The sequence below is a fragment of the Blastomonas sp. UPD001 genome, assembly GCF_003426715.1.
Taxonomy (GTDB): Bacteria; Pseudomonadota; Alphaproteobacteria; order Sphingomonadales; family Sphingomonadaceae; genus Blastomonas.
Window position 1 is genome coordinate 1 of sequence record NZ_QKVT01000176.1, and the last position, 12,361, is coordinate 12,361.

The following is a 12,361-nucleotide window of genomic DNA, read 5'->3' on the forward strand; positions in this document are numbered from 1 at the left end:
ATCCTTGTTTACCATCTCTCACCTCTCCTTAGGTTGACCATCCATCTTTGTGAATGGCGATAGCGGTCGTGATTGGTTCTTCTTCGTGTGTTTGTCACCGTCACTGGCCAGCGCAGTGTATGAGGCATGTGTCGAAACAGCGGCATCATGCCGCCATACCTGGAGCCAAGTCGCTCTGGGCGAGGTGCACGAACAAGCGGTTGGCGAGGCGCGCTGGGGTCAAAGCGTAATCGCAAAGGGCCTCGGTAGCGTTGACGTGCGCGTCCGCACGAAGCCCCGGTGTTTGGCCAAGGCTGCAGAGAAAGTCATTCGTTGCCGCCACGCCGGCTTCGATGTCCTCATCGACCAATATCAGTGCATGTGCGAGGACGAGCGTGTGGGGACCCTTTCGGCGACGACGCTGGGCCGTTCCTGCGAGCTTGCGGCCATTGATCACAATGTTGAACGCGCCATCGCAAAATGCCGAGGCGACCGACCCACAGGACCCGCCGAGCACGGTGCGGATAGGATCGCATATCGCTGCGTAGCCCTGGATGATCGAGCTTCCGCGACTGCCTTCTTCCACCCATGCGAGCGAGATGTTCAAGGTGCCGGGACCCTGTGGCACGACGTCGCCTCCAGTCTGGCGCATGAAGACTGGCCAGCCGGCCTGGCGGCTTCGGGCCACTGCCTTCTGAAGACCGGGTCTACGTAGAAAAGTGCGCGGCACGACAAGTGACTTTTGGCCTTGCCACATCAGCCATTGGCGCGCGCCTGTTTCGGTCGGCATGCTTTCGAACAAGGCCTCTTCTGCGGCCAGAGCAGCCGGCATGTCCGGAAACCAATTTAAACTCACGACCAGCTCTCATCGGTTTCAATGATGTCGCAAAGGTTGGTGAGGAAGTCGGCGGCTGGCGCGCCATCGATTGCGCGATGATCGAAGGTGAGCGAAAGCCCGACAGCTGATCCCCAGGCGATCTCGCCGCCGTCGCCCCGGACAGGGCGTTCAACAAGGCGTCCAATTCCGAGGATTGCGATCTGCGGGCTAGCAATAATCGGGGTAAAGTGCTCGACCCTAGTCAAACCTAGATTGCTGACCGTGAAGGTTCCCCCGGTCATTTCCGTTACACTGAGTTTGTTCGCGCGGGCGCGAGCGGCAAGGTCGCGTCTCGCCTCACGAAGCTGCGCGACAGACTTGTCCTGGGCATCAAAAATTGCGGGTGCGGCCAGCAAATTACCCGGTAATGCAATTGCAACGCCGAGATGAATGGCACCGGAGAGATGCACCTCCTTGCCCTCGACTTTGCCATTGATTGCAGGATGCCGCCGGAGCGCTGATACTGTGCGGGCCATCAGCAGATCTTCGATCGATAGCTTTACGCCGGCAGCTTCCGCAATGGCTTTCGTCGCTACAAGTTGGCTAGCGTCCGCAGTCGCATGGTGGGTGAGTTGCGCTGCCTCTTGCAGGCTTTTGACCATGCGGTCGGCAATCATGCCGCGGATGCCCCGAAGAGGAACAATCTGGTCGGTCGGCATCACGCGATCGTTCCGATCACATCGCCTTTCGAAACGACATCATCGACCTGACGGCTAATGGACAGTGTTCCGCTGGCGGGTGCCAGAAGTTCATGCTGGACTTTTTCGACCATGATCTCTGCGATCAATGCGCCTTCGTCGACGGCGGCACCATCGGATGCCAGCCAGCTTGTGATGACCGCCTCGCTGTCCTCTTCCCAGAGGTCGCTCGGAATGACGATTTCGGTTGCCATGTTTTTCTCCGTTCAGGGGTTGGTAAGCGCCACATCGCGCCCAAGCATGGTTTCGGCAGCAGCGACGATCTTGTCGGGATTGGGCAGGCAGAACTGCTCCATCACCCGAGCAAAGGGGATCGGCACGTCGGGGAAGGCGATCCGGACAGGCGGTGCCTTGAGCACTGAGAGGTCATGTTCAACTACTGTCGCAATGATCTCGCCGGTCACGCCGTAGCTGTGATAGTCTTCGTCGACGACGATCAGGCGGCCGGTCTTCGCCACCGATGCGCGGATCGTTGCGCGGTCGAGCGGTACCAGCGACCGGATGTCGACGACCTCCGCCTCGATGCCTCGTTCCGAGAGACGCTGCGCTGCCTTAAGAGCATGGTGGACCCCGATGCCAAGCGAAACGATGGTAAGGTCGCGTCCGGACCGGACCACGGCCGCACTACCGATCTCGATGGTGTAGCTTTCCTCCGGCACATGAACGGTGGCAGCCGGTTCGGTGCCGAGCCAACCCATGCCTTGAAGGCCCTTGTGATACATGAAGACGACTGGATTATCGTCGCGGATTGCTGCGGTCATCAGACCCTTGGCATCATAGGCGTTGGACGGGGCCACCACCTTCATGCCCGGGAGGTGGGCGAAGGTGCCATAGACGCATTGCGAATGCTGGCCGCCGTCAGAATAGCCACCGCCGGTGGAGGTCATCAGAACCATCGGCACTTTGAAGGTTCCGCCCGAAAAATAGATATTCTTCGCCATCAGATTGTAGATGGCGTCGAAGCACACGCCGAAAAAGTCGACGAACATCAGTTCGACGACCGGGCGCATTCCATCCTGAGCCGCACCAACAGCCGCACCAATGAATGCTGTCTCCGAGATAGGTGTGTCTCGAACGCGCTCTGCACCAAACTCCGCCAGCAGGCCGCGTGTGTTGCCGTAGACGCCGCCAAGTTCGCCGATGTCCTCGCCCATGACGAAGACCGTGGGATCGACGCGCATTTCCTGCGCGACCGCCTCGGCCATCGCACGGGCGATTGTTAGCTTTCTTTCGTTCTTGCGGACGGGGGTGGCATCACTCATTTCTGGTCTCCGCGCATAGTGTTCAGACGAACACGCTGGTGAGCGCATCGGCTGGGTCGGGGTCGGGGCTGTTCCGGGCGTAGGCAATCGCATCGTCGACTTCGCCGCTTGCGACGGTCTCGATTTTATCGAGGGTCGATTCGTCGGCGTCGCCGTCGGCCAACAGCCTGGCACGCAGGCGGGGGATGGGGTCACGCGCAGTCAGGCCGTCCTTCTCGCCCTTGGGCCGGTAGCCCTCCGCATCACCCATGAAGTGACCAGCGAGCCGCATTGTTTCGACCTCAATCAGCGATGGGCCTTGGCCGTTGCGCGCGGCGGCGATCGCCTCGCCGGCGGTGGCGAAGATGGCGTAGGGATCGTTGTCGCGCACCAAATGTCCGGGCATGCCATACGCCGCAGCACGAACATGGTTTTCAGGCACTGCGGTCGAAGCCGCCTTTGCAACCGATATGCCCCATGCGTTGTCTTCGATGACGAACACGACTGGAAGCTTCCAAACCGCCGCCAAGTTGAGGCTTTCGTGGAAAGCACCCTGATTGGCCGCGCCTTCGCCGATATAAGCGACCGCGACGCCTGGCTTGCCCTGCATCTTACGAGAAAGAGCCGCGCCGACAGCAGGTCCCATTCCTTGCGCGATGATGCCGGAACAGGCGAAGTTAACCGCCGGATCGAACAGATGCATATGTCCGCCACGGCCGCCGGACAGCCCCGTCGCCTTGCCGAAGATTTCGGCCGCCATTCGCTTCAGGTCCACACCCTTCGCGATTGCCTGATGGTGCGGGCGGTGCGTTGCGGTGACGATATCGTAAGGCTGAAGATGGGCGCAGACCCCGACAGCGCAGGGCTCCTGCCCGTCGGAAAGGTGCATTTCTCCGGGTATCGGCCCGTTAGCCATATTGAAGACTGGCTTCTTGCCCTCGAAGTAAATGGCTGCAATCGCTTCCTCAAACCGGCGGCTGACGACCATCTTCTCATACATCCAGAGCTTCTGCTCACGGCTTGGGATCATGCGATCTGCTCCGATAGGGACTGGGGTTTAGGAGAGGGGAAGCCAGCATCGCGCAGTGCTTGCGCGACCTGCTCAAAGGATTCTGAGTTATCCAGCGTCGGCGGCAACGGACATGGCTCGCCATCGGCAATACGCCGCATGGCCGAACGAAGCACTTTGCCCGAACGCGTCTTGGGCAACGCCTGCACGACGATCGCGGTCTTGAACGACGCCACCGGTCCAATCTCGCGTCGCACTAAGGCGACGAGTTCGGCGGCAAGTACTTCCTTTGAGGTTTCGACGCCGCGCTTCGGGACGACGAGCGCGACAGGCACCTGCCCCTTCAGTGGATCAGCGGCGCCGATGACCGCGCATTCGGCGATCTGTGGGTGAGACGCGAGCACCTGCTCGATGCCGCCGGTTGATAGTCGATGACCCGCTACGTTGATGATGTCGTCGACACGGCTCATGACATGGACGAACCCGTCTTCGTCAATGAAGCCGGCGTCACCAGTCGCATAATGGCCGTGATGGCGCTCGAGGTAGCTTGCGCGGAAGCCGCTCTCGTTCTGCCAGAGCGTCGGCAAGCAGCCCGGCGGGAGCGGGAGCTCGATAGCAATGTCGCCGACCGCGTTTGGTCCGAGCGGTTGGCTGGAGTCGTCCAGAACCGCAAAGCGGTAGCCAGGAACGGGGCGACCCGCACTGCCGGGCCGAGCCTCGCGATCGCCCAGACCAAGACACGTTGCAAGTGCCGGCCAGCCCAGTTCGGTCTGCCACCAGTGATCGATGACGGGGACGTTCAGATGAGCTGACGCCCAGGCGATGGTATCAGGATCGGCACGTTCACCTGCGAGGAAAAGCGCGCGCAGCGTTGCAATATCGCGGCCCGCGAGAAGCGACGCTGAAGGGTCTTCGCGGCGGATCGCTCGGATCGCCGTGGGTGCGGTGAAGAGGATATTTACGCCATGCCGCTCAATGAGCCGCCATGTCACTCCTGCGTCGGGGGTGCCTACTGGCTTACCCTCATAAAGGACAGTCGTGCAGCCGGCGAGTAACGGCGCATAGACGATGTAGCTGTGTCCTACGACCCAGCCGATATCGGAGGCGGCCCAGAATATGTCGCCTGCGGCAGCGCCGTAGATGGCAGACATCGTCCAGCAGAGCGCGACGGCATGTCCGCCATTGTCACGGACGACACCCTTGGGGACTCCTGTCGTTCCGCTCGTGTACAAGATATACAGCGGATCGGTCGCGGCGACACTGACACAGGGCTCGGCGCGTGCATTGGCGACCGACCGTGCCCAGTCCAGGTCGCGTCCCGGCTCGAGCTCTGCCTTCAGTTGCGGACGTTGAAGAACGATAACGTGCCTCACCGAGGTCGTGGCTAAAGCAAGAGCCGCATCGACCAGAGGTTTGTATGCTACGATGCGGCCTGGCTCGAGGCCACACGATGCCGTCAGCACCAGTTTGGGATTTGCGTCGTCGATCCGTTTCGCGAGTTCCTGGGCAGCAAAGCCGCCGAACACGACGGAATGGATAGCGCCGATCCTGGCGCACGCCAGCATGGCGACGACGGCTTCTGGGACCATCGGCATGTAGATGATGACGCGATCACCCTTGCCGACACCACAGGCTTTGATCATCCCGGCTGTGAGGGCGACGAGTTGCTGCAGTTCCTGAAACGTGAAGCGCTCTACCGAACCTGTCATCTCACTGTGGTAGATCAGCGCCAATGCATTGCCGCGACCGTCTAGAACATGACGATCAATTGCGTTGTGACAGGTGTTGAGCGCCGCTCCCTCGAACCAGCGACCCGTCTTCCCGAACGCTACGCTCGGTGCGATATCCCAATCGATTGCAGTTGCCGCTGCAAGCCAATGGCTTTCGGGATCATCCGAAGCCCTTTGGTGAATCATGTCTCGGCATTGACCGGTCATCGTTCGCTCGCACGGTTCGAAACTGGTCGGCTCGAACGCATCGAGCCGACCATGGACATTCAGAAGCTGACGCGGATTTCGGCACCGATCACACGTGGATCGGGGAAGGATTGCTCTCGGAACCCTAGCGCGCCACCAGAGAGATCGAAGGCGTAGTTGGGCTTGTTGTTGTTGGTGATATTGCGCGAGAATAGCGCAAACTGGACGCTGCTACCGTTGGGAACGAATGCGATGCGAGCATTGGCGTTGAGGGCTGCTGGCAGCAATGTGATGGGTGAGTTCTGTAGCTGCGCGAACTGGCTTCCGGTGTATGTGCCGTTGAAGGTCGCCTCCAGTTGGCCGATCGGAAGATCGAACGACTTGGCGACTGCGAAAGTGTAAGCCCAGTTAGGAGATTGCGCGGTGCGTCGCGAAGTAACCACATTGGGAAGAGGCACATCTTCGACGCGGGTGTTGAGGAACAGGGCAGATCCATTGAGCGTCCAACCGCCGCCGGGCCTGACCGTCACTTCAACTTCGCCGCCATAGACCCGCGCCGGACTGTTGAAGACGGTGAAAAGGAGACCGCGCTGATCGAATGCCTGATAGCTTTCGAAATCATAATAGAACAGCGCGGAGTTGATTCTGAGACGCCTGTCCAGAAGGTCCCATTTTTCGCCCAGCTCGAACGCATTCACTCGTTCGCCGTCGAAGCGGATCCGGTCGATAGGGGTGGCACCCGCGAAGGCCTCATTGTAATTGAAGGCTTTGTAGCCGCGGTTGTAGCTCGCATAGATCAGAAGGTCGTCAATAGGTTGCCAGTTGATCTGTGCCCTGCCGGCAAAGCCCCGCTCTGTGTGCGTGTCGCGGTACGTCGGATTGTTGATGAGCGCGAGCGGGTCCGTAGAGGCGAAGGTGTTGGCACATCCGGCAGTGGCCGGGTTGGTGGCAAACGACCCAAACGTCGCTGGAATAGTTGTGCAACTATAGTCGATCCCGAAGTCCTTGTGATCGATGATGAAGCGGCCGCCAGCGATCAGCGTGACCTGCGGGGACAGATCATATTCGATCTGGCCGAAAACTGAACCCGAGTCGGTGCGCAGGAAGTAGTCTGACCGGGTAATCGCTCCAAGGCCACGCAATTCGAAATTCTGGATGTATTCGCCCCGGACCCTCAGATAGAAGGCGCCTGCTGTCCATCGGAAGCTTCCGTCGCTTTCAACGAGGCGAACTTCCTGCGTGAAGTTCTTGCTTTCGTTAAAGACCTGATAGATCGAAAAGTTGAGTGGTGAGAGATCGTTGTCCTCTGCGTAATCGGTCTTCGCATCCTGGTAGTAGGTTTGCGCGATGAGCGTGACCGTGTCTGAGAGCGCGTAATCAACCTTGAAGCCGGCGTCCCAAACCTTCTGGCCATGGAACCCCGGGTAGTCGACTGCGATAGTGAACGGATCGCCGTCTGCATCTCGATAGCCAAAGAAGGTCGTGGTGTTCGGGCCGGTCAGGACGCCCAAACCCTCGGGGGACAACGGCAAAGCCGGAGTGGCGAGAGCCTGCCCGCCGCTTTTGGCAAACTGGTTGTAGTAGCTCCCCCGAAGATCGAGCGTCAGGCGATCATTCGCCTCGATCTTGATCTTGCCGCGGATGCCGAAAGCGTCCTCGTCACCGAGGTTCCGGACATTAGGGACCTGATTGCGATAGGCGCCATCAAAATGGTTGCGATAGACTGCAATCCTGCCTGCAACGGTATCGCTGATGGGGAGATTGACTGCGCCCTCGGCACGAACTTCGCCGCGCGATGCTAGTCCTACCTGGGCATAGCCGCTAAATTCGTTCACCGGGTCATTGGTGATGACGTTCACGAGGCCGCCATTGGCGTTGCGCCCGAACAATGTCCCTTGCGGGCCCTTCAGGGTCTCGACGCGTGCAACGTCATACAAGCCTTGACTGTTAGTCGACGACAGCACCTGGTAATTGTCGTCAACATAGTAGGCGTTGGTCGACTCCAACTGACCCGCATAGTTGCTCTGGGAAATTCCTCGGATAGCGATCAGCGCGGGCTGTCCGGGTGTGACAAGAGTAATGGCCAACCCTGGCGTGATCGCGGCGAGGTCGGTCGTGGCTAGCACACCGCTTCTTGTGAGTGTTTCACCAGAATAAGCTGAAACCGCGATACCGATGGACTGCGTGCGCTGTTCTCTTCGCGTCGCGGTGACGACGATGTCACCGCCTACCGTATCATCGGATTGGCTCTGTGCGGCGGTCTCGGTTCCGGCTGGCTGTCCTGCCAGCGGAGAAGGCTCGGTTTGCGCGAACGCCGGAAGACTGGCGGTTAAAGCAATCGCAGACAAGCCGGTCGACAGCGATTCGATGAGCGCTCTGTGGCGTGTGCCACGCAGAAGTTGGACCATTACACTCTCCCCATTTATTTTGTGCAGAGAGGATGGGCAGGTTTTGAAGCGCAGGAACACAAGTCTGTTCGAGCTGCCATAAATGCAGCCCAAAACTGTCTCATGTGTTTCAGTGAGACAGTGCGCAGCCTTCGCTCAGGTGCGGGCGAGTTGGAGCCCTAAAGAGCGCTGCCGTCTGACCGCGTGTCCTGCAGCTTGGGCTGTCGCTTGTATTGTTCGCCCCAGTTCCGCATGTGAAGCAACAGCGGCTCCAGCGAACGTCCCAAGGCCGTCAGTTCGTACTCGACTCGCGGTGGCACCTCGGCGAAGACATGTCGCGCGACCACTCCGTCTGCCTCCAATTCACGCAGCTGCAGGGTGATCATCCGCTGCGTGGCGTTGGGAGTCATCCGGCACAGATCGCTGAACCGCTTGCGGCCATCGAGAAGATGGAACAGCAAAACCGGCTTCCAACGCCCGCCCACAACAGCAAGGGTCGCTTCCACATCGCAGCCTGTTTTCCAATCGCATTTGCGTGCCATCAAATCGGTCTTCCATGATCGCTACGGACAAAAATGTGCCTTAATACTTACAAAAATGTCGGTACTTGCACAAGCAACGGCTTGCACGAATAACGCGGTGGCATCGGTTTTGAAAGAATTGGAGAGCCCCGTGAAAGCTTATGAAATCACCATCGGCACCGACATCGACGCTATTGCCGTAGTCGACCGACCGGCCCCGACACCCGGGCCGGGCGACGTTGTCATCGATGTCAAGGCGTGCTCGTTGAATTACCGCGATATTCTAGTGATCTCCGGCACATATGCCGTGGGAGATAAAATGACGGGCGTTGTACCCCTCTCTGATGGCGCAGGAGTGGTATCGGCGGTCGGGGCGGGGGTTACTCGTTTCAAGGTCGGTGATCGTGTAGCCGCTGCGTTTATGCCGGGCTGGCTCGACGGCCCTCTCACTGCGGAACTGCAAGCGGGCTCGCTCGGCGGGGCAGTCGATGGAATGTTGGCCGAGCAGGTTATTCTGCCCGCGAGCGGTGTAGTTCAAGTTCCCGATCATCTCAGCTTTGAGGAAGCTTCCACCTTGCCATGTGCCGGTGTGACGGCGTGGTATGCGCAATTCGTCGGAGCGAATATCGGACCGGGCGAGACGGTCCTTTTGCTCGGCACAGGGGGTGTGTCGATTTTCGCGCTCCAGTTTGCCAAACTCGCGGGCGCGCGAGTGATCATCACGAGTTCTGATGACGCCAAGCTCGAACGTGCAAGGGCGCTTGGAGCGGACCATGTTATCAACTACCGAAGCAATCCAGAGTGGCAGCAGGAGGTGCTTGCGCTAACCGATGGGCGCGGCGTTGACCATGCCGTAGAAGTGGGTGGGCCGGGCACGCTCAACAAGACTCTCGAAGCCGTTCGCTTCGGCGGGTCGATCTCTCTTATGGGTGTGCTGACCGGCTTGGCTGACGCCGTTGCGACCGGCCTGATCCTGCACAAAAACATCAAGATTCAGGGAACCTATGTCGGCTCGGTAGCGATGTTCGAAGCAATGAATCGTGCCATCGGTCTTCACAAGATGAAGCCTGTCGTAGACCGGGTTTTTCCATTCGACAAAGCAGTGGACGCGCTTCGTCTGCTGAAGGCTGGCGGGCACTTCGGAAAGATCGTCGTATCGCTTGAGTGAGGTGAGCGGTGCCGTTTGATATTCGTCAGCTTCGATATGCCATTGCGGCAGCGGATCACGGGAGTTTCTATCGCGCCGCCCGAGCACTCGAGGTGGAGCAATCGACGCTTAGCCGAGCGGTCGTAAAATTAGAGCGATCGCTCGGCACCCCGATTTTTGAGCGGTCACGGTCAGGCTTGGTGCTAACCACCGCCGGCACTACTTTTCTGGGCGGCGCGCGGCCGATGGTCGCGACCGCCGAGAAGCTAGCTTCCATGATGCGGGACGCCGCGCAAGGACGTGCTGGAATTCTCCGGCTTGGATTGAACAGCGCCATCTCCGCAGGCAATCTTCGTGCAACGACGTTCGCCTGGCGCGATGCGCACCCTGAGGTGGACGTTCAATGCGTCGAAGCGGATCGCCGGGTGCTGTTTGCGGGTCTTGATAGCGCAGAGGTGGATATAGCGATCCTAATGGGCACTGCGCCGTGGGGTAGCCTCCGGGCTGAACCATTCTGGAGCGAGCGCATTCTTGTCGCACTTCCAGCGCGTCATCGCCTCGCCGAACATCCGGTGATTCATTGGACCGACCTCCAAACCGAGCAGATCCTGCTAACGACAGCTGATCCCGGCTCCGACATTCGCGATCTGGTCTTGGGCAAGCTCGCACTTAACGGCCGAAAGCCGAACATCCGGCTGTGTCAGTGCAGCCGCGAAACGATCCTTAGCGTGCTCGGCAACTATCGTAGCATCAGCATCGTATGCGAAGGCGCAACCGGGGCACTTTACTCGGATGTGGTGTATCGACCAATACACGGGGAACACGGTCCTGCCCTTGTTGGCTATTGCGGTTATTGGCGGCCGGATAATCACAACCCCGCAGTCATGCGGTTCCTCTCATTTGTTCGGCAGCGATATGCGCTTTCATTTGCGATTTCCGACGCTTCCGGTTCGCAGGAAAAAGAGGGACCGGCAAATGGCAAAAACTAAGCTTTTGGTTGCTGGAGTCATACTGCTGATGGTTGCTTTCACGTTGGGGATCGCTTTGCGACCAGTCATTTTGTCTTCGCCCCCAGCAGAGATTGCGGTAGCTGCAGCCTCGAATCCCTCAGTTCAGCAGCCAGTTCGCGGCGTTCAGTTCTTCGAAGCGAATATTGACGAGGCGCGTCGGGTTTTATCTGCGTGCCGCGAGGGCACAGTGCGCGGCGGGGAATGTGCGAACGCGGAGACGGCTGTAACCGCGGCCGAATCCAAAGAACGCTTTCGTCGCTTTCGCAAAGACCGTTGAATCTTAGTCGTCGCGGCGGTTGCGTCGCCCGCGGGCAAACCCGCGGTCGCTTGCCATGAACCGAGAAAGCATTGGCGCGACCAGCTTTTCCGGCGTGACGGCCTCTCCGCCGGTCTCGGCCGCTAATGCAGCCGCATAGGCAGCGAGATCTCGGTACACGGCAGCGGGCATTTCTACCGTCAACTTGACGGGCCGGTCGTCGTTGAGCGGTCCGAGTTTCAGCTTGGTCATCGTAGTCATCCGATCGGTTCGAGGATCAGGTCGCGCGTCACAATCACGCGCAGCGGGTGACCAGGCCGGATGTTGAGCGTCGGCTGGACATTCAGCTGCCGGCCGACGATCTGCTGGCCCGACTGGTTGATCGTGTCCTGGGTGCCGCGCCGCAGCGCGCGGACGAGATCGTCCTCGCTGTCGGCACCCAGCTCGACCCCGACACCGAGCAGCGTTGAGATGGCGGCAGCCTTGAGCAGATTGCCCCAATGCTGGTTCACCCGGTCTTGCAATCCGGCGAACCCTGCGCCGTCCGCACCCGGCTGGCGATCGAGAAGGATCGAGCCGCCATCGGGCATGATCAGCCGGTCCCAGGCGAGCAGCACGCGGGTCTGTCCCGCCGCGACCTCGCTATCATATTCGCCGATCAGGCGCGCGCCCTGCGGGATCAGCAAGATGCGGCCCGTCGGGCTGTCGTAGACGTTCTGGGTCACCTGCGCGGTGATCTGGCCGGGAAGATCCGAGCGGATACCGGTGATCAGCGCGGCAGGAATGACGCTGCCAGCCTGCACGATAGTCGGCGACGCGGGCGCAACAAGACGCTCGGCGCTCGCCGTGCGCTGGTTCGATGCCTGTGCCAGGAAGCCGCGTTTAGCGGCCTGATCGCTTGGCGCGGCTGGCTGCTGGGGCTGTGGTGCAGTCGGTTCCGAGAGCACGAGCGATGATGCCGAGGTCGTCGCACCGCCACCCGCATTGCCGCCCAGAAAAACGCCGCTTGTCCGGGCAGCATCCCGTTCTTGCGCTGCGCGCTGCCTTGCTGCTTCTATGGCCTGTGCACGCGGGTCGGGTTGGACGGGCTGCGCGCCAACTGGCGGAATTGGGATAGCATCCCCGCGTTGCTGGGCCGATACGATCGGCCCGCCGAGATCCCCCGGGAGCGGCGGACCGAGCTTCGGCACCTTGGCATAGTCCTGGGGACCCGACGTGATGGCCTCGGAGGTAGAGCGACTTTCGGTGTTGTAAAGTTCCTGAGCAGGCTTCTCGGCAGGGGGAGCGAGCGCGTAAATCAGCGAACCGCCGATGCCGAGA

General features: G+C 60.1%; 13 protein-coding genes. 3 read left to right on the forward strand and 10 right to left on the reverse strand.

Annotation, left to right across the window (positions count from 1 at the left end):
• Positions 1–145 precede the first annotated feature (145 nt).
• The 8 genes from DM995_RS20295 to DM995_RS20330 form a co-directional block, all read right to left on the reverse strand.
• Entirely contained in the window at positions 146–811 is a 666-nt protein-coding gene (locus tag DM995_RS20295) for a lipoate--protein ligase family protein (RefSeq protein ID WP_116970853.1), read from the reverse strand.
• A 20-nt stretch (positions 812–831) separates the two neighbouring features.
• Positions 832–1,515: a 2-oxo acid dehydrogenase subunit E2 gene (locus DM995_RS20300; RefSeq protein WP_116970854.1), complete on the reverse strand. Its 684-nt coding sequence runs from the start codon at positions 1,513–1,515 to the stop codon at positions 832–834.
• A complete protein-coding gene (locus DM995_RS20305) occupies positions 1,515–1,748 on the reverse strand; it encodes a biotin/lipoyl-containing protein (RefSeq protein ID WP_116970855.1) in 234 nt (77 codons plus the stop codon). Before DM995_RS20305 ends, DM995_RS20300 begins: the two co-directional genes overlap by 1 nt.
• Before the next feature lie 12 nt (positions 1,749–1,760).
• Complete coding sequence (locus DM995_RS20310) at positions 1,761–2,816, reverse strand: alpha-ketoacid dehydrogenase subunit beta (RefSeq protein ID WP_116970856.1); 1,056 nt, start codon at positions 2,814–2,816, stop codon at positions 1,761–1,763.
• 22 nt (positions 2,817–2,838) lie between these two features.
• A complete protein-coding gene (locus DM995_RS20315) occupies positions 2,839–3,825 on the reverse strand; it encodes a thiamine pyrophosphate-dependent dehydrogenase E1 component subunit alpha (protein WP_198669542.1) in 987 nt (328 codons plus the stop codon).
• Positions 3,822–5,720: an AMP-binding protein gene (locus tag DM995_RS20320; protein ID WP_198669543.1), complete on the reverse strand. Its 1,899-nt coding sequence runs from the start codon at positions 5,718–5,720 to the stop codon at positions 3,822–3,824. Before DM995_RS20320 ends, DM995_RS20315 begins: the two co-directional genes overlap by 4 nt.
• Positions 5,721–5,800: 80 nt before the next feature.
• Positions 5,801–8,128 (reverse strand): TonB-dependent receptor, encoded by a 2,328-nt coding sequence (locus tag DM995_RS20325; protein ID WP_116970859.1) that lies wholly within the window; start codon positions 8,126–8,128, stop codon positions 5,801–5,803.
• A 158-nt stretch (positions 8,129–8,286) separates the two neighbouring features.
• The gene (locus DM995_RS20330) at positions 8,287–8,649 is read right to left on the reverse strand and encodes a winged helix-turn-helix transcriptional regulator (protein WP_116970860.1); all 363 of its coding nucleotides are present in this window, start codon (positions 8,647–8,649) and stop codon (positions 8,287–8,289) included.
• Between DM995_RS20330 and DM995_RS20335 the strand changes: the two genes are divergently transcribed.
• Genes DM995_RS20335 through DM995_RS21515 form a run of 3 tightly spaced genes read left to right on the forward strand, consistent with a single transcriptional unit; the run spans position 8,639 to position 11,062 of the window.
• Positions 8,639–9,796 carry a zinc-dependent alcohol dehydrogenase family protein gene (locus DM995_RS20335; protein WP_232824589.1) on the forward strand — a complete coding sequence of 386 codons (1,158 nt, stop codon included), beginning with the start codon at positions 8,639–8,641 and terminating at the stop codon, positions 9,794–9,796. The two genes, DM995_RS20330 and DM995_RS20335, sit on opposite strands and share 11 nt — an antisense overlap.
• An 8-nt stretch (positions 9,797–9,804) precedes the next feature.
• Positions 9,805–10,764 carry a LysR family transcriptional regulator gene (locus DM995_RS20340; protein WP_116970862.1) on the forward strand — a complete coding sequence of 320 codons (960 nt, stop codon included), beginning with the start codon at positions 9,805–9,807 and terminating at the stop codon, positions 10,762–10,764.
• The gene (locus DM995_RS21515; protein ID WP_157973434.1) at positions 10,751–11,062 is read left to right on the forward strand and encodes a hypothetical protein; all 312 of its coding nucleotides are present in this window, start codon (positions 10,751–10,753) and stop codon (positions 11,060–11,062) included. Before DM995_RS20340 ends, DM995_RS21515 begins: the two co-directional genes overlap by 14 nt.
• A 3-nt stretch (positions 11,063–11,065) precedes the next feature.
• Here DM995_RS21515 and DM995_RS20345 read toward each other — a convergent pair whose 3' ends face one another.
• Both DM995_RS20345 and DM995_RS20350 read right to left on the reverse strand, forming a co-directional pair.
• Entirely contained in the window at positions 11,066–11,293 is a 228-nt protein-coding gene (locus tag DM995_RS20345; protein WP_116970863.1) for a DUF2274 domain-containing protein, read from the reverse strand.
• A 5-nt stretch (positions 11,294–11,298) separates the two neighbouring features.
• The coding region (locus DM995_RS20350) for a TraB/TrbI/VirB10 family type IV secretion system protein (protein WP_157973436.1) at positions 11,299–12,361 on the reverse strand (1,063 nt) is incomplete at its 5' end.